The following is a 17,351-nucleotide window of genomic DNA, read 5'->3' as shown; positions in this document are numbered from 1 at the left end:
CGTCCATGAACGACGCCGTCTCCCCCACATCTCCCGACAACGTGACGTCCGCCGGCAACGCACCGGCCGTGACGCCGTTCGCCCAATCCCCGCGCCAGATCTTTCTCGCGCCCGCCCTGCTGCCAACGCAGGTCGGCCCGGCTGGCCTGCGCTTCGACTTCAACGACGGCGCCCGCGTGGTGATCCCCGACTTCGGTCAGCCGTTGCCGTGGCGTGTGCGCATCAGCGACCTGCGCGACGACAGCACGCTGAACGACGTCTCGCTGTCCTCCGGCGTGGTGCGCAGCCCGGCCAAGTACTACGTGCCCTACGGCATCACGATCTGGCTCAACGATGTGGTGGTCTTCGAGCATCGTTTCGAGCTTCGGGATCAGGACGTGCTTGTCCAGTTCCCGCTCGCAGCATTGGGCGACGTGCTGGGTTGGCTGCCATATGCGTTGCGCTTCGCCGAGGGGCATGGATGCCGGCTGGCATGCGTGGTCACGCCGGCGGTCGCAGCGCTGTTTCGCGACGCGCATCCGCAGATCGATTTCGTCGAGCAGGAGAAGGTGGAGCGTCGCAAGTACTACGCGACGTACAACGTCGGCCTGTTCTTCGACGACACGACGCTGATCCAGCAGCCGCGCGATTTTCGCGAGACGGGACTGCATCGGACGGCGGCGCACATTCTCGGCGTGGACGACAGTGAGGCCCCGGCGAGGACGGCGTTACCGGACACGTCGCGTCCGATGGCACAACCGTACGTGTGCATCGCGGTGCAGAGCACGGCACAGTGCAAATACTGGAATCGGCCCGGAGGATGGGATGCGGTGGTCGCGGGTTTGCGCGAGCGCGGCTTTCAGGTGGTGTGCATCGATCAGAAGGCACGCCACGGCAAGAACGACTTCTGGCAGACGATTCCCGACGGCGCCATCGACGCCACGGGCGATCTGCCGCTGACCGAGCGTGCCCGCTGGCTCCAGCATGCCGACGCGTTCGTCGGGTTGTCGAGCGGCCTGTCGTGGCTCGCCTGGACGATGCAGACACCAACGGTCCTCATCTCCGGCTTCACGCTGCCGCACAACGAGTTCGCGACTCCCTACCGCGTCATCAATCCGGACGTCTGCACCGGCTGCTGGCACGACCCTGCCATTCGCTACAACCACGACGACTTTCACTTCTGCCCGCGCCACAAGGGCACCGGGCGCGCGTTCGAATGCACACGGACGATTGCCCCTGAGGCGGTGCTGTCAGCCGTCGACCGGATTCCCGGTCTGGGACAACGGCACGCCGCCGACGCCTGACGGTCATAGGCAACTCGCCATCCGGAATGCGAAACGCCGCCGGTGTCGCATCGACACGGCGGCGTTTGCGTTGGCGTTGGCGTTGGCGTTGGCCCGATACCGATACGGTTACGCCACCTTGCGACGATCCCGCACGGCCTGTGCGAGTTCGTCGAGTGTCGCAGCGGTCTGATCCCAGCCGATGCAGGCGTCCGTAATGGACACGCCGCGCTGGAGCGGCACGCCGGGCTTGAGGTCCTGACGGCCGCCATTGAGATGGCTCTCGATCATCACGCCGACGATGCGCTTTTCGCCACCGGCCAGTTGCTTGCCGATATCGCGCGCCACCGGAATCTGGTTCTCGTGATTCTTGTTCGAGTTCGCATGCGAGCAATCGATCATGACTTCCTCGGGCAACCCGGCCTTCGCGAGCGCCGCGCAGCACGCTGCGACCGACGCCGCGTCGAAGTTCGGTCCATGCTTGCCGCCACGCAGAATCACGTGGCACTCCCGGTTGCCGCGCGTCTCGAAGATGGCCGCCATGCCCATCTTCGTCATGCCCATGAACGCGTGCGGCGAGCGCGCGGCCACGATGGCGTCCGCCGCGACCTGCACACCGCCGTCGGTCCCGTTCTTGAAGCCCACGGGGCACGACAGCCCCGAGGCGAGTTGACGGTGGCTCTGGCTCTCGGTCGTGCGTGCGCCGATGGCGCCCCATGCCACGAGGTCCGCGATGTACTGCGGGCTGAGCAGATCGAGGAATTCCGTGCCGGTCGGCAGGCCGAGCGCGTTGATGTCGAGCAGCAACTGACGCGCCGCGCGCAGTCCCTCGTTGATACGGAAACTGCCGTCCAGACGCGGATCGTTGATGTATCCCTTCCAGCCGACCGTCGTGCGCGGCTTCTCGAAATACACGCGCATGACGATCAGCAGGTCGTCGCGCAGCGCTTCGCTTTTGGCCTTGAGCAGGCGGGCGTACTCCATCGCCTGATCATGATCGTGAATCGAGCATGGGCCGACGACGACCACGAGGCGGTCATCGCGAAACGCGAGCACGTCGGCGATTTCGCGGCGGCTCGTCTCGACCAGCGTCTCGGTCTGCGCCGGTACGGGCAGTTCGTCGAGCAGCAAGGCGGGAGAGATGAGCGGACGCACGGCGCCGATACGAACGTCGTCGATGCGCGTGGTGTCATGGGTGGCATCGGCCACGCCGGTGGCCTGTGCCTGCTTGGGATCGTCGATTTGGCTCAAGACGGGGCTCCAACTTGCGATTCGTGTATGTGGGGGTAATGCGGTGTTGCAGTGTTTCAACCGTCCGATACGGAACTGGCGTCAGGACTAACGCGCGTAATAGCTGAGGAACATGGCGAGCGCGGCTTCGGCCACACGCCCCCGTTCGGCTTCGTTCAGCGGCGCCTTTCCGAGCGTGACCTGCGGCCAGAAGGCAAAGCTCTTCACGAGTCCCTGCAACTGATGGGCGACAAAGTCTGCATCGCCCTGCGCCAGACGTCCGTCCGCCATCGCGGCGCGGATCCACGCCGTTTCACAGCTTTCCTTCTCTCCCATCCGGCGAACGATACGCTCCGCGCGGTCGGGGGAATGAATTATCTCGGCCATCGCCGTGCGCGCCAAGTCAATGAAGCTCTGATCTGCCAGCAACTGTAGCTTTTGCATCAGCAGGTGACGCAACTGCACGTCCAGCGGCTGATCCGCACGATAGACGACGTCCACGCCCGCCGCACTGCTGTCCCAGAGATGTTCGAGCATCACCGCGAACAACTCTTCCTTGCTCGGGAAGTGGTTGTAGACGGTGCGCTTCGAGACGCCCGCCGCCGCCGCAATCCGATCCATGCTCGTGGCCTCGAAGCCAGCGGTGCGAAACTCCTCCACCGCCGCGCCCATGATGGCGTCGCGCTTTCGGTCGGTGAGGCGTTTCGGGGCTTGCGTCATGAGCGGGAGGAATGGGTAGAGGGGACCGGCAAAAACCTGCGAACGGGCAATTTTACACTGATGAGTATACTTTTCCGAAATTTGAATCTACACTCATCGGTGTAGTTTTTCAGAGTAGCGTCCTGCCCCCGCCCTTGATCCAGGAATTACCGTGACCGCCGCCTCCAGTTGCCCCCAACGCCGTCTGCCGGCTTACGCCGAATCTCCCCAACATCGCGACGGGCGCTTTCGCAACCCATCGCCACGGCCCTCCATGGGTTTCCTGGCGGGCCTGAAGCTCTTCTGGACGGTACTGTTCGACAAGCCGCGCGGCACGGTGCCGAGCCAGCCGATTCCGGTGCGCGCCATGACCTTCAGCCAACTGGACGCCGCCCCGGACCGCAGCCTGTTCCGGCTCGGCCACTCGACCGTGCTCATGAAGCTGCGCGGCGAGTTCTGGATTACCGATCCGGTCTTCTCGAAGCGCGCCTCGCCGTTCCAGTGGCTCGGCCCGGCCCGCTTTCATGCGCCGCCCATCGGCATCGACGATCTGCCGCCCATCGCCGGCATCATCCTCTCGCACAACCACTACGACCATCTGGACCGTCACGCCGTCATGGCCTTGGCGGACAAGGCGCGTCGCTTCATCACGCCGCTGGGTGTGGGCGACCAACTGATTGCATGGGGCATCGACGCGAGCAAAGTGGAGCAACTGGACTGGTGGCAGTCGACGACGGTCGAGGGCCTGCATCTGACGGCCACGCCGGCGCAGCACTTCTCCGGCCGGGGGCTGACCGACAGCGACCGCAGCCTCTGGGCGTCGTGGGTCATTCGTGACGACGACCTGCGCGTGTTCTTCAGCGGCGATACCGGCTACTTCGACGGCTTCAAGGCGATTGGCGAGAAGTTCGGTCCGTTCGACATCACGCTCATGGAAACCGGCGCCTACAACGAGCGCTGGGCTTACGTGCACATGCAGCCCGAGGAAACGCTTCAGGCGCACCTCGACCTCAAGGGACGCCACCTTCTGCCGATCCATAACGGCACGTTCGATCTGTCGATGCATGTCTGGCAGGAGCCGTTCGAGCGCATCGCCGCGCTGGCCGCCGCACAGGGCGTGTCGCTGATCACGCCGGAGATGGGCGAGCACGTGGATATGCGAGCCCCACATGGCGGGTCCGCGTGGTGGCGCATGGTCTGACACGATCTGACACGACCGGAGAGTCGCGCGTCGCTTGCGCGCGTTCTCCCTGGATTCGGGGAGGACGGGGGTTTGGGCTTTACACTAGGCGGGCATTCATTGCGCCCGTCGGCCCTATCCGATCCTCGTTCCTCGATCTTCGATCCCCGATTCCGCTATGCCGCCTCCCGCACGTCGTCGCGCCGCCACACCGTCCGACAGCGGACTCACGCTATCGCCAGCGCTGCTGCGTCGGCTCTTGCGCGCCCGGGATCGGATGGACGCCGCCTCGCACGAAGCCTGGCCCATCAAGCGGCTGGCGGCTGTCAGCGGGACCTCGGAAGCGCACTTCGCGCGCTCGTTCAAGCAGGCCTTCGGGCTTCCCCCGCATCGCTATCTGCTCACGCGCCGCATCGAGCAGGCCAGCACACTGCTGCGCGACACCGACTTCAACATCACCGATATCGCCTTCGCCACGGGCTGGGAGAGCGTGGGCACGTTCGGGCGTATCTTTCGCGACATCACCGGGCAGAATCCCGGCGCGTACCGAAAGCAGGCACGGGAGAACCCGGCGCCGCTCGATCTTGTGCCCGCCTGCGTGCTGAAGGCCGTGCAGCGGCCCGATCTCAACATCGCAGTTTTGGAGAAGCGCCGCCGTCTGGCAGACGATACAGTCCATCCATCAACCAAGGAGGCCGTATGAGCGTTATGAGCGGGATGAATCAGGGAGTTGGCGTAGTCGGGCTGTACGTGGACGATCAGGACGAAGCACTGACGTTCTACGTCGACAAACTCGGGTTTCGCGTGCACACGGACGCGCGCAACGGCACGTATCGGTGGCTGACGGTCCAGCATCCGGACCAGCCGCACTTTCAGTTGGGCCTGTTCGCGCCCGGCCCGCCGATCCATGACGAGGCGACCGCGCAAACGCTGCGGGCGATGGTCGCCAAAGGCGCCATGCCGCCGCTCGTGCTGTATGTCGACGATTGCCGCGCCACCTACGACAAGCTCAAGGCCCGTGGCGTCGAATTCACGCAGGAACCCGTGGACCGCTACGGCAGTGTCGACGCCGGTTTTCGCGATCCCGCGGGCAATGGCTGGAAGATGATTCAGCCGCCGAAAGCGGCGCAGTAGGCGAACTCGGTTAGCAAAGCGCCGCCCTCCCGTGATATCGGTATGGGCGGCGCAGCCTCTCGCGCCCATCGGCACAACGGCTTACGCCCGGTTCAACTGGCGCCCCACATCGAACATCGCCCCGAACTCGACGGCGGGCATCGGCACACCGAACAGATACCCCTGCCCTTCGTCGCAGCCGAGCTGGCGCAGATTGTCGCGCTGCTGAGGCGTTTCCACACCTTCCGCGATGGTGCGCAGATCGAAGCTCCGCGTCATGTCCACGAGCGCGCGCACCACCGATGCGTCACGCTCCGACTCCATCATGCCCTGCACGAACGAACGGTCGATCTTGATGCGGCTGAGCGGGTAGCGGCGCAGCATGCTGATCGACGCATAGCCCGTGCCGAAGTCGTCGAAGGCGATGCTCACGCCATGTTCGTGCAGACGTTGCAGCGCATCGAGCACCACATCGTCATCGAGCACGATGCTCTCGGTGACTTCCAGCTCCAGTGCCTGTGGCGGCAAACCGTGCCGCGCCAGCACCGATTTCACCTCGTCGACGATGCTCCCGATGCGAAATTGCAGACCGAACAGATTCACGCCGATACGGAAGTCGGGCGCGCCGTTGCGACGCCAGTACGCCGCCTGCGCGCACGCTTCGTCGAGCACCCATGCCCCGACGGACGCCGCCAGCGGCCCACGCTCCAACGCGGGGAGGAACGCCGCCGGCGAGAGCAGGCCGCGTTGCGGATGCCGCCATCGGATCAGCGCCTCCGCCCCCGTGAGCGAGCCGTCGGCAAAATCCACCTGCGGCTGATAGAACAGCACGAACTCGCCGTCGTTGACCGCGCGATGCAACTCGATGTTGTACACACGTCGTGCGGTCGCTTCCACACGTAAAGCATCGATGAAGACGAACGTCTGCCCGGCGCCGTGCTGTTTCGCCCGGGAAAGCGCAAGATCGGCGTTGCTGATCAGACTCAGCGCTTCCTCCGTCTGATGATGCGCCACGGCAATGCCGCAGCACGCGCTCACCCGCACGTCGAATCCCCCGACCACCATCGGCTCCGCGATGGCGGCAAGCGCGGCGTCCGCCCTTCGGCGCGCCTCCACGGCATCCGTGACACCCCACAGCAACAACGCGAACTCGTCGGCGCCGATGCGCGCCACCGTGTCGACCGTGGGTACGAGGCGGGTCAAGCGCCGCGACACCTCGCACAGCATGCCGTCGCCCACGGCGTGCCCGAGCGTATCGTTGATGTCCTTGAAGCCGTCGAGATCGAAGATGGCGACGGCCGCGCCTTTGAGACACACCGACGCCACCTCGGCATCGCGATAGAAACTCGCGCGATTCGCGATGCCGGTCAGCACATCGGTGCTCGCCAGACGCCTCAGCATCTCACCACCGTCGCGCAAGGTGCTCAGGTCGTGCACGTGGGCATTGAATGTCTGCGAGTCGTTCTCCTTCCAGCAGAACAGCGACAGGCTCATCGGAAACTCGCGGCCATCGCGACGCTGACCGTGCACTTCGGCCGGCATTGTCATGCCGTCGACCGATCCGGCACTGACGGCCTGCGTGATCTGATCGCGCAGCGCGGCGCGGCTGCGTCCGGCCAGCAGCGTCTCGACGGAGCGTCCCGGGCCGTCGCCGACGTCGTAACCGAACAATGTCGCCGCGGCATGATTCCAGTCGAGAATTTCGCCGTAGGCATCGAATCGGATCATCGCCGTCGGCGAGTGCCGCTCCGGCTCCGCAAACATGTGGCGCTCTCGCTCGATGAACAGTTCCACTCGCCGCAATTCGAGCCGGTCGGACGCCATGCGCCCCAACTCGCGCAAGCGCTCGCGATCGACCTCGGTGAATGTGTGATTCGGTTTGCTATCGATGACGCACAGCGCGCCGAGCGCATGGCCGTCTACCGATTTGAGCGGCACGCCCGCGTAGAAGCGCACCTGCGCGTTGCCAGTGACCAGCGGGTTATCGTGAAAGCGCTCGTCGAGCGTGGCATCGGGCACGACCATGACGCCTTCGCCATTGATCGCATGCGCGCAGAACGAGGCGTCGCGACTCATGTCGACGTCCTTGTCCGTGCCTGAAAAGCCGGTGGCGGCCGCAAAGAAGACGTGATCGTTGCCGACCATGTTCACGGCGGCGACCGGCACACCGAACATGTGAGCAGCAATATGCACGACCGCGTCGAGACTCGGCAGCGGACGTTCGCTGCCCAGGCCGTAATCCGCCAGTGCAGCCAGCCTTTCCTTTTCCGTCGGCAATACAGCGGGACACTTCATCGTCGGTCTCCTCGCCCATGAAAAACAGCTTGGTGGACAACGTCGGATGCCTGATGTGCGATGCGCGCAAAGCCTGGCTATCCGCACCGTTTGAACCGGGCCCTCGTGCGAGCCGCACGCGCCATACTTCGCCCCGTAGCGCGTGACTGCTTACCAGACTCCGGATATTCGACGTCCGATTTAACGGATTATAAAGGCAACACCGTAAAAGATGCCTCCGGTTTGTTCGTTATACCAGGCATGCCGAAAGCCCGGGATTCGAGTGCGGTTTTTAATTCTTGCGGATGACTCGCCAATGACGACAAGCCCGTACGACAGGCTCATCCAGCACGCACGGTGCGCGCCACCATCGATTGATACGATTGTTTGGAATTACACGTTGACTGATGCGATTGCATGCAATCGCTTTAATCACCAGCTCATCATCAACTCACGATCCATTCAAGCCGATTCATGTCAGCGGGGAATCGCCGTGCCATCGCGATTTAATTCCCGCATCAGATATTGCTCCATGAAATCGACGAAAAGCCGCACCTTCGCCGACAGATTGAGACGCTCGGGATAGATCGCATAAACATCCGCCGCAGGCAGCGCCCAGTCGGCAAGCAACTGCGTCAGCGCCTTCGATGCCAGCGAGGATTGCACGTCCCACTCCGATCTCACCAGCACGCCATGCCCATCGAGTGCCCAACGCAGGGTCGCCTCGCCGTCGTTGCTGCTCATGGCGCCGTGCACCTTCACCAGTTCGTGACGGCGGCCCTTGGTGAAATGCCACGTGCCGTAAGCGGTGTCGTTCTCCCGCAGCACGATGCACAGGTGATTGCGCAAGTCGTCGGGGACCTTCGGCACGCCGTGACGTTCCAGATATTTCGGCGACGCGCACACCAGACGCCGGTTGGCAGCGATGCGCCGCCCCACCACCCGCTGATCCGGCAACTCGCCGAACCGAATCCCGACGTCGAACGCGAATTCGGCCAGATTCATCGGGCGATCCGTCAGGTCCAGTTGCACTTCGACTTCCGGATACTGCTCACGAAACTCGGATAGCGCCGGTACGACGTGGCGACGCCCGAAGCCGAACGTGGCGTTCACCTTGAGCAGCCCGCGCGGCAGATCCCGGCTGCTCGACACCATGCGCTCCAGCTCCTGCACCTGCTCGATGATCTTCGATCCGGTGCCCAGATACAGCTCGCCCTCGTGGGTCATTGCGAGGCGGCGGGTGGTGCGGTTGAGGAGCTTCACCCCGAGACGCCGCTCCAGTTGGCTCAGTCGCGCACTGATCGCCGGCGGCGTCACACCAAGATCGCGCGCCAGCGCCGACAGGCTCCCCAGCGTGACCAGCCTTGCGAAGAACTCCAGATCGGCGATGGCATCCATTGTTAAATTCAACTTAAAAATAGGTTAAGTGAATATGCATTTTGCGATTCTATGAACGAATTAGACTGCACGCAAGGTTGCGACACATGACGAAATCGACGACCGCCCCCCTTCGTGGAGTCACCCCATGGGACAAACGCTTTACCAGAAAATCGTACGAGGCCACACGGTCTTCGAGGTCGATGCGCAACACGTCGCGCTGTATGCCGATCTGCACATCATGAACGAGTACACGAGCCCGCAGGCGTTCGCCGGGCTCGCGGAAAAGGGCCTGCCGGTGCGTTGCCCCGAGAAGCAGATGGGCGTGGTAGATCACGTGATTCCCACGCATCCGGTACCGGTCGGTCAGCGCACCATCGTGATCGACGCCGCTGCGCATCAGGCCGCCAACTTCACGCGTAACTGCCAGAAGCACGGCATTCATCTGTTCGACGTCACGGACCCCGAGCAGGGTATCGAACACGTGGTCGCCCCCGAGCTGGGTCTGATCCGCCCGGGCATGGTCGTGCTGTGCGGCGACAGCCATACCACGACGTACGGCGCACTCGGCGCGCTGGGATTCGGGATCGGCACATCCGAAGTCGAACACGTGCTGGCCACACAGACGCTCATCTACCGTGTCGCGCGCGATATGCGCATTCATGTCGACGGCACGCTCGCCCGCGGCACCACGTCGAAAGACCTCGTGCTCTACATCATTGCCCGCATCGGCGCGCAAGGCGCACGCGGCTTCGTCGTCGAGTACACCGGCCCGGCCATCGAAGCGCTGTCGGCCGAAGCGCGCATGACGTTGTGCAACATGACCGTCGAAGCCGGTGCGCGCGGCGCGCTCATCGCCCCCGATGCCACCACGCTGCAATACGTCGGCGCCCACATCAAGGATCTGTCGGGCGAAGCGCTTGACGACGCGAAAGCCCGCTGGCTCGCGCTGCGCTCCGATGACGACGCCGAGTTCGACGTCACGCATCGCTTCGACGCGAGCGACGTCGGCCCCTTCGTGACGTGGGGCACCAGCCCCGATCAGGCGATTGCGATCAACCACCGGATTCCGGCGCTGTCGGCGGATGAGACCGAGCGGCACAACGCGTCGAAGGCGCTGAACTACATGGGCCTCGACGCCGGTCAGTCGCTCGACGGTCTGCCCATCGACCATGTCTTCATCGGCTCGTGCACCAACGCGCGGATCGAAGACCTGCGTGCCATCGCCGACATCGTCCGTGGTCACAAGGTCGCACCGAGTGTGCGCGCCATGGTCGTGCCCGGCTCGGGCCGCGTGCGCGATCAGGCCGAGCGCGAGGGCATTGCGGCCGCGCTCATCGACGCGGGCTTCGAATGGCGTCAGCCGGGGTGCTCGATGTGCCTCGCGATGAACGACGACATTCTCAAGCCCGGCGAGCGTTGTGCGTCGACCACCAACCGCAATTTCGAAGGCCGTCAGGGACGCGGCGCACGCACGCATCTGATGAGCCCGGCGATGGCCGCCGCTGCGGCGCTGGCAGGTCGCATCGTGGACATTCGCAAGGAGATCGCTCATGACTAAGCACACGACCGTTGCCGGTATCGCCGCGCCGCTGCCGCTCAACAATCTCGACACCGATCAGATCATGCCCAAGCAGTTCCTGCTCGGCATCGACAAGTCGGGCCTCGCGCGCGGCGTGCTCTACGACCTGCGCACCAACGCCGACGGCTCGCCCAATGAAGCATTCGTGCTCAATCGCCCCGCCTATCGCGACGCACGCATTCTCGTCGGCGGCGCGAACTTCGGTTGCGGTTCGAGCCGCGAGCACGCTGTCTGGGGATTGCAGCAGGCCGGCATCCAGGCCGTGATCGCGCCGAGCTTCGGCGAGATTTTCTACTTCAATGCCCTCAACAACCGTCTGTTGCTGATCGTGCTCGACCCGCTCGTGGTCGCGCAGATTTCCGAGATGGTCGGCGATCCGGCACGCAGTCAATTGACGATCGACGTCGAACGTCAATGCGTGACGACGGCTAACGGCATGACGTTTAGCTTCGAGTTGCCGCCGCGTCAAAAGCACATGTTCATGGAAGGCCTCGACATGATCGGCATGACGTTGCGCGACAGCGACGCCATCTCGGCGTTCGAAGCGCGTCATCGCGAAGCCGCGCCCTGGATGCAGATCGATTTGCCGCGACAACAACGTCAGGCCTGACGCCCACCGCCGAACCGGGAAAACCGACACCCCAATCACCAGCACCACCCAGACGACCGAGAAGAGGCGCATCCAGCGCCCCGGTCGAGCTGAAAAGCAAACCCTCAGGACTTTCAGGAGACACCCCATGGAAAGCCAAACCGCTCAGGCGAGCGCGACGTCGCTCGCCAACGCGTCCCAGTCATCGCCCACATCGTTCTGGACGAAATTCACCGTCGGCGGCGCCCCGCTGCCGATGTTCGCCGCGATTGTCGTCATCACGGGGCTTGCCGCCGTCACAGGCCGCCTGCCCGCCGACATGATCGGCGGCTTCGCGGTGCTGATGATCGCCGGCATGCTGCTCGGTGAAATCGGCGGCGCGATTCCCGTGTTCAAGCACATCGGCGGCCCGGCCATCCTGTGCCTGTTCGTGCCCGCCGCGCTACTCGGCAACGGCCTGATGGACGACGCGATCCTCAAGGCCATCACCGTCACGATGAAGACGGCGAACCTGCAATACCTCTACATCGCCTGTCTGGTGGCGGGCAGCATGCTCGGCATGAACCGGAAGATCCTGATCCAGGGCTTTCTGAAGATGTTCGTGCCCTTGCTGATCGGCACGCTCGCGGCGATTGCCGCCGGGTGTCTGGCCGGGCTGCTCTTCGGCTTCAGCCCGCGTCATACGTTCTTCTTCATCGTGATGCCGATTCTCGGCGGCGGTATCGGCGAAGGCATTCTGCCGCTGTCGATCGGTTACTCGGAGATCACGGGCGAAGCGCAAGGTCATCTGATCGCGACGATGGTGCCCGCCGCGCTCATCGGTAACGTCGTGGCGATTCTGGCGGCGGGGCTGCTCAAGCGCTTCGGCGAGAAGCGCCCCCACTACAACGGCAACGGCATGCTCGTGCGCAGCGGAGAGGACCGCGCGCTGCTCGAAGGACAGCACGTCGAACCGGCGCTCGACCTGCGCCTGATGGGACACGGCCTGCTGCTCGCCTGCACGCTGTTCATCCTCGGCGCATTGCTCGCGCCGATCACCGGCATTCCCGGGCCGGTGCTGATGATCGTGGCCGCGGCGCTCATGAAGGTGGCGCGCGTGATTCCGGCAAGCATGGAGACCGGCGCGTATCAGATGTACAAGTTCATGTCGACGAACCTGACGTTCGCGATCCTCGTGGGTCTCGGCACGCTTTTCGTCTCATGGGACAAGCTCGTCGGCGCGTTCTCCACCGCCTACTTCGTGATCTGCGCGTCGACGGTGATCGCCATGGTCGTCTCGGGCTTCTTCGTCGGCATGTGGCTGAAGATGTTCCCGGTCGAGTCGGCCATTGTGACGGCCTGCCACAGCGGGCTCGGCGGCACGGGCGACGTGGCGATCCTGTCGTCGTCGAATCGCATGGGGCTGATGCCGTTCGCGCAGATCTCGACGCGTATCGGCGGCGCCGGTATGGTCGTCATCGCCACGCTGCTCATGAAATTCTGGCGTTGACGTACGGCTGTCGAAGCGGGTGCTGGCCGGGGGGCGGCACCCGCTTCGGTGGTGATGGCTGTGGCGGCGGTAGATGGGTAGCGCGATAACGTCAGTCGGGTCGCCGCCGGAACGCCCACCAGCCAGCCGCCGCCGTACCCGTCGCCACGATGGCGACCAGCACCCAGAAGCCATGCGGATGATCGGCGAGCGGAATGCCGCCGACGTTCATCCCGAAAAAGCCCGCCACGATATTGATCGGCAGCGCGAGCACGGTCACGACGGTCAGCGTATAAATCGTGCGTTCCGTGCGCTCGCTGACCATCGCCGCAATTTCTTCCTGAAGCAACTTGATCCGTTCGAGCAACGCCGACAGGTCGTTGAGCACGACGGCAAACTCTTCCGTCGCCTGACGGAATTCCTGCACGTCGTCAGCATGCCCCCACGCCGGCGGGCGACTCAACAGACGAAAGAGCGCCGCCGGCTCCGGCGCCAGCAGACGCTGCAAGCGCACCAGCACCCGTCGTAGCGAGCCGAGATCGGCCCGATTGCTCTCGATGCGCTGCTGCAACAACCGGTCTTCGACGATATCCACGCGGCGGCTCGTCTCGCGCACGATGCGCTCCAGCACGTCCGCCTGATCGCGCAGCAGATGCACGAGCAGCGCGAGCGGCGTGCGAAAGGCGTCGCCCCGTTTCACGGACGCCCGCAGCTTGTCGATGGAGCGCAGCGGTTTCACGCGCCCCGTCACCAGCAGACGCGCATTGGCCGCAACCCGCAGCGTCGATATCTCCGATTGCGCAATATCGAAGGCAAAGATCACGTCGTTGATGACGGCAAGCAGCCAATCGTCGAAATGTTCGATGCGCGTGGAGCGCGACCCTTCCGCCAGGTTCTCGTAGAACTCGTCGGGCAGGTTCATTTGCAGGCGCAGCCACTTCTCGCAAGCCGCGTGAGCAAAGTTGAAGTGCAGCCAGAGAAAGCCTTCGGCCCGTTCGCCCTGCATCAGCCACGCCAGCGCCTCGCCGGAATCGACCGGCTGGGGAGGCGCGCCGTCGGTAAAGCGATAGCCGTAGATCAGGCCAGCCTGATCGCAGCCGTAGGTGTTGTGAACTAAGTCGGCGAACATGCGCGCTGTCTGGGCGAACGTGGGCGGGGACAACCGGGCGATGGCGTGGCGATCACGCGATTCGCGCGGTATGACGGCGGGACCTGCCATCATGACAATGTCATATTTCATTTTTGTGACACGGCGTGCCCCCCGCCATCCACTAACCGCACGGCCGGGACGCCTGCCTGCCGGGCGCCGACGGGAACTCTGCCGGGCAGTGATTCGTCAACGCCATGCGGGTGTCATAAAATCGTCGCATACTCGGATTCACTACCGGACGCCGTGTCAGCGCGTCCGTCGTCACCCCCGCAGTACGGGTGCCTTTCGTGTTTTTTGGCCGCAAGAGATCGTCGCCATGACCAAATTCGATTCCGACGCCAACCACGACGCCATGCTCACGCGTCGTCTCCAGGATGACCTGATCGACAGCTATGACGAAGAGATCGAGATGGAAATCGACGATCTTCGTCTGCCGGGTCTGAACGATCTGAGCGCCGAAGCGCGCGACGACCGTCTGCACTACTTCCGCGAGCTGTTCCGTCTGCAAGGCGAGCTGGTGAAGTTGCAGGACTGGGTGATCCGCAGCCGTCACCGTCTCGTGGTGATCTTCGAAGGCCGCGATGCCGCCGGCAAGGGCGGTGCGATCAAGCGCATCACGCAGCGACTCAATCCTCGTGTCTGCCGGGTAGCCGCCCTGCCCGCGCCGAACGATCGCGAGCGCACGCAGTGGTATTTCCAGCGTTACGTGCAGCACCTGCCCGCCGCCGGTGAGATCGTGCTGTTCGACCGTAGCTGGTACAACCGCGCAGGGGTCGAGCACGTGATGGGCTTCTGTACGGAAAACGAGTACGAGGAGTTTTTCCGTTCAGTGCCGGACTTCGAGAAGATGCTGGTGCGCAGCGGCATCCAGATCGTGAAGTACTGGTTCTCGATTTCGGATGAGGAGCAGGAAGCGCGCTTTCTTGCGCGCATTCAGGACCCGCTCAAGCAGTGGAAGCTCAGCCCGATGGATCTGGAGAGCCGGACGCGCTGGGAGAAGTACACGGTCGCCAAGGAAGTGATGCTCGAACGTACGCACATTCCGGAAGCGCCGTGGTGGGTGGTGCAGGCCGACGACAAGAAGCGCGCGCGTCTGAACTGCATCCATCACCTGCTCCAGCAAGTGCCTTATCACGACGTGGAGCGCTCGCAGGTCGTGCTGCCCGAGCGCGCACGCAGCGAAAGCTACATCCGTCACCCGGTGCCGTCCGAGATCATCGTGCCGGAGATTTACTGAGCGACGCTGTCTTGCGTGGCGCCGATCGGCAAGGTCAGCGTCACGCGCAACCCGCCACCCCCTGGCCGGCCCAGACGCACCGCGCCACCCAGACCTTCCACCAGACGCACGACCAGCGACAGGCCGAGGCCGCAGTGCCCTTCGCCGCCGCGCGACGCGTCGAGCCGCACGAACGGCCGCATCGCCAGCGCCACCTGATCGTCCGGAATCCCCTTCCCGCAGTCGCTCACTTCGATGTATCCGGTCGCGCCCTCGCGCCACGTGGCCAGACGCACCGTCGGCTCGCCGTGTTCGAGCGCATTGTCGACGAGATTGGACATCACACGATCGAGCAGCGTGCGCGGCAGCAGAAAGTCCGGCCCCGCACGCAGACTGCTGACGAACAGCGAGGCGTCATCCGTTGGCCCACGTGCGGCTGGGGGGCTGTCGGGTGTTTCCTCGTCCGCCGGAAACTGCTCGCGCAGGAATTCGTCGACGCTCACCAGCGGACTGGTGTCGGCCTCGTCGCGCGCGTAGGCGAGGAATTGCTGAACGATGTGATCGATGGAAGCGATATCGCGCACGAAGCCGTCGCGCGAGCCTTCGCTGTCGATCAGATCGGCGCGCAGACGCAACCGCGTGAGCGGCGACTTCAGGTCGTGGGCAATGCCCGCGAGCATGATGGCCTGGTTGTCTTCGGCTTCGGCCAGACGCTTGGCCATGTCGTTGAACGCGTGCGTCAGATCACGCAATTCGTGCGGTCCCTGCTCGGGCAACAACGCAGGGCGGCGTCCACGCGCGATCACACGCGCCGCGTGCGCCAGCCGGGCGATGGGCCGCTGCATCTGCCACGCAACGAGCAACGCGAGCAGGACTGCACCGATCAGAATGCCAAGCGTCTCGCGAATGAACGGCGGCATCGGCGGCAGATCGAGGCCGATGACGATCCACTCGGTATGCTGCGGCAGCAACACCCAGATGTTGCCGCGCTTGCGATCGTTGACGATATGCAGTTGGGTGCCCGTCGGCAGGCGCGAGAGCAGTTCCTGTCGCAAGCGGATACTGCGTTCGTCGTCCGACTCGCCGCTAAACGTCGGGGTCTGCGCCACCGGTACGCGACGCAGCGCATGGGGCGGCGCGAGGCTGCCGGGATCGACAGCGCGCTGATCCACGCTCTGAATGGCAACAAGCAGGCCGCGGGCGAAGCCGTCGACCTGCTGTCGCGGGCGCTGGTAGAACACCAGCGCGCTCCACACGAGATGCATCACCACCAAAACAGCGATGCCCAGACAGGCCATGCGGCGAAACAGAGAGTCTCGCAGCAACCAACGTAACGTCACGCAACCGACTCCCGCCAGCCGCGCACCGCACGCTTGCCTGCCGACGCCGATGCCGTCGTGGCGAGCGACAGGCCGTCGTCGCCTTCGCCGCTCAGGTTACCCACGTCACCCACGTCGCCCATGCCGCGTTCCCTCGCATCGGACGTCGCGCCTTCGGACAGCTCGCCGCCCGGCACGAAGACGTAACCCTTGCCACGAATGGTCTGGATGTAGCGAGGCTCGGACGGATCGACCTCGATGAGGCGGCGCAGACGCCACACCGGCACGTCGAGGCTGCGGTCGCGAAACGCGATGCCGTCGCCGTAAAGCATGGCGTGCAGCTTCACACGCGGCAGCACTTGCATCGGGTGTTGCGTGAACGCCTTGAGCATCGCGAACTCGGTGTCGCGCAGCGGCAGACGTTCGCCCGCGCGCTGAAGCGTGCGCAGCGAGTAATCGAGTTCGAACGGCCCGAAGCGGTACGGCGCGCGTGCATCGGGAGCGCTGGCCGCCACCGGGCCGCGACGGCGCAGCACGGCGTGAATGCGGGCGAGCAACTCGCGCGGGTCGAACGGCTTGGCGAGGTAATCGTCGGCGCCCAGTTCGAGGCCGAGCGCTCGGTCGAGCGGGCCGCCACGTGCGGACAGCATGATGACGGGAATGTCTTCGCCGGCGGCACGCAAGTCCTGCAAGGCGCGCAGCCCGTCGCGCTCCGGCATCATGATGTCGAGCAGGATGACCGACGGCCGTTCCAGTTCGAGCCGACGCAGCAGCGACGCGCCGTTGTGAAGCACCGAGACCTGCATGCCATTGGCGTGCAGCAATTCGCGCAATAGGTCGCGCACGACAGGATCGTCGTCGACCAGAAGAACATGCAGACTCATGAAAATCT

The 17,351-nt window shown here is 64.4% G+C and carries 15 protein-coding genes; 8 read left to right on the top strand and 7 right to left on the bottom strand.

What is annotated here, in order from left to right:
- The first annotated feature begins 5 nt into the window (after positions 1-5).
- Positions 6-1,283: an autotransporter strand-loop-strand O-heptosyltransferase gene (locus tag C5N93_RS09265; RefSeq protein ID WP_242559027.1), complete on the top strand. Its 1,278-nt coding sequence runs from the start codon at positions 6-8 to the stop codon at positions 1,281-1,283.
- 108 nt (positions 1,284-1,391) lie between these two features.
- Here C5N93_RS09265 and C5N93_RS09260 read toward each other — a convergent pair whose 3' ends face one another.
- The gene (locus C5N93_RS09260) at positions 1,392-2,513 is read right to left on the bottom strand and encodes a 3-deoxy-7-phosphoheptulonate synthase (RefSeq protein ID WP_277990258.1); all 1,122 of its coding nucleotides are present in this window, start codon (positions 2,511-2,513) and stop codon (positions 1,392-1,394) included.
- An 87-nt stretch (positions 2,514-2,600) separates the two neighbouring features.
- Positions 2,601-3,212: a TetR/AcrR family transcriptional regulator gene (locus C5N93_RS09255; protein WP_242559026.1), complete on the bottom strand. Its 612-nt coding sequence runs from the start codon at positions 3,210-3,212 to the stop codon at positions 2,601-2,603.
- Between the two features lie 151 nt (positions 3,213-3,363).
- Between C5N93_RS09255 and C5N93_RS09250 the strand changes: the two genes are divergently transcribed.
- The 3 genes from C5N93_RS09250 (at position 3,364) to C5N93_RS09240 (ending at position 5,505) form a co-directional block, all read left to right on the top strand.
- A complete protein-coding gene (locus C5N93_RS09250) occupies positions 3,364-4,392 on the top strand; it encodes an MBL fold metallo-hydrolase (RefSeq protein WP_242559025.1) in 1,029 nt (342 codons plus the stop codon).
- Positions 4,393-4,549: 157 nt separating this feature from the next.
- Positions 4,550-5,074 carry a helix-turn-helix transcriptional regulator gene (locus C5N93_RS09245; protein ID WP_242559024.1) on the top strand — a complete coding sequence of 175 codons (525 nt, stop codon included), beginning with the start codon at positions 4,550-4,552 and terminating at the stop codon, positions 5,072-5,074.
- 14 nt (positions 5,075-5,088) lie between these two features.
- Positions 5,089-5,505 (top strand): VOC family protein, encoded by a 417-nt coding sequence (locus tag C5N93_RS09240; RefSeq protein ID WP_242559063.1) that lies wholly within the window; start codon positions 5,089-5,091, stop codon positions 5,503-5,505.
- 81 nt (positions 5,506-5,586) lie between these two features.
- Here C5N93_RS09240 and C5N93_RS09235 read toward each other — a convergent pair whose 3' ends face one another.
- Both C5N93_RS09235 and C5N93_RS09230 read right to left on the bottom strand, forming a co-directional pair.
- Positions 5,587-7,779 (bottom strand): EAL domain-containing protein, encoded by a 2,193-nt coding sequence (locus C5N93_RS09235; RefSeq protein WP_242559023.1) that lies wholly within the window; start codon positions 7,777-7,779, stop codon positions 5,587-5,589.
- 456 nt (positions 7,780-8,235) lie between these two features.
- The gene (locus C5N93_RS09230; RefSeq protein WP_242559022.1) at positions 8,236-9,156 is read right to left on the bottom strand and encodes a LysR family transcriptional regulator; all 921 of its coding nucleotides are present in this window, start codon (positions 9,154-9,156) and stop codon (positions 8,236-8,238) included.
- A 127-nt stretch (positions 9,157-9,283) separates the two neighbouring features.
- Here C5N93_RS09230 and leuC point away from each other — a divergent pair, with 127 nt between their 5' ends.
- The 3 genes from leuC to C5N93_RS09215 all read left to right on the top strand — a co-directional run bounded on the left by leuC (position 9,284) and on the right by C5N93_RS09215 (position 12,795).
- On the top strand, positions 9,284-10,696 hold the full coding sequence (leuC, locus tag C5N93_RS09225) for a 3-isopropylmalate dehydratase large subunit (protein WP_242559021.1): 1,413 nt from the start codon (positions 9,284-9,286) through the stop codon (positions 10,694-10,696).
- Positions 10,689-11,327: a 3-isopropylmalate dehydratase small subunit gene (gene leuD / locus C5N93_RS09220; RefSeq protein ID WP_242559020.1), complete on the top strand. Its 639-nt coding sequence runs from the start codon at positions 10,689-10,691 to the stop codon at positions 11,325-11,327. Before leuC ends, leuD begins: the two co-directional genes overlap by 8 nt.
- A gap of 127 nt (positions 11,328-11,454) precedes the next feature.
- Positions 11,455-12,795 (top strand): 2-hydroxycarboxylate transporter family protein, encoded by a 1,341-nt coding sequence (locus tag C5N93_RS09215; RefSeq protein WP_242559019.1) that lies wholly within the window; start codon positions 11,455-11,457, stop codon positions 12,793-12,795.
- 91 nt (positions 12,796-12,886) lie between these two features.
- On the opposite strand, the gene C5N93_RS09210 is transcribed toward C5N93_RS09215, so the two are convergent.
- Positions 12,887-13,903: a transporter gene (locus C5N93_RS09210; protein WP_242559062.1), complete on the bottom strand. Its 1,017-nt coding sequence runs from the start codon at positions 13,901-13,903 to the stop codon at positions 12,887-12,889.
- Between the two features lie 337 nt (positions 13,904-14,240).
- Here C5N93_RS09210 and ppk2 point away from each other — a divergent pair, with 337 nt between their 5' ends.
- The gene (gene ppk2 / locus C5N93_RS09205) at positions 14,241-15,161 is read left to right on the top strand and encodes a polyphosphate kinase 2 (RefSeq protein WP_069341569.1); all 921 of its coding nucleotides are present in this window, start codon (positions 14,241-14,243) and stop codon (positions 15,159-15,161) included.
- On the opposite strand, the gene C5N93_RS09200 is transcribed toward ppk2, so the two are convergent.
- Positions 15,155-16,480, bottom strand: coding sequence for an ATP-binding protein (locus C5N93_RS09200; RefSeq protein WP_242559018.1), 1,326 nt, complete (start codon positions 16,478-16,480; stop codon positions 15,155-15,157). The genes ppk2 and C5N93_RS09200 overlap by 7 nt on opposite strands.
- The gene (locus tag C5N93_RS09195) at positions 16,477-17,343 is read right to left on the bottom strand and encodes a response regulator (protein WP_242559017.1); all 867 of its coding nucleotides are present in this window, start codon (positions 17,341-17,343) and stop codon (positions 16,477-16,479) included. The genes C5N93_RS09200 and C5N93_RS09195 overlap by 4 nt, the downstream gene beginning before the upstream one ends.
- Between the last annotated feature and the right edge of the window lie 8 nt (positions 17,344-17,351).

This window comes from Pandoraea sp. LA3 (assembly GCF_022696215.1).
GTDB lineage: Bacteria > Pseudomonadota > Gammaproteobacteria > Burkholderiales > Burkholderiaceae > Pandoraea > Pandoraea capi.
Note: the sequence above shows the minus strand (reverse complement) of the source record. Positions and strands in the feature narration are given on the sequence as shown.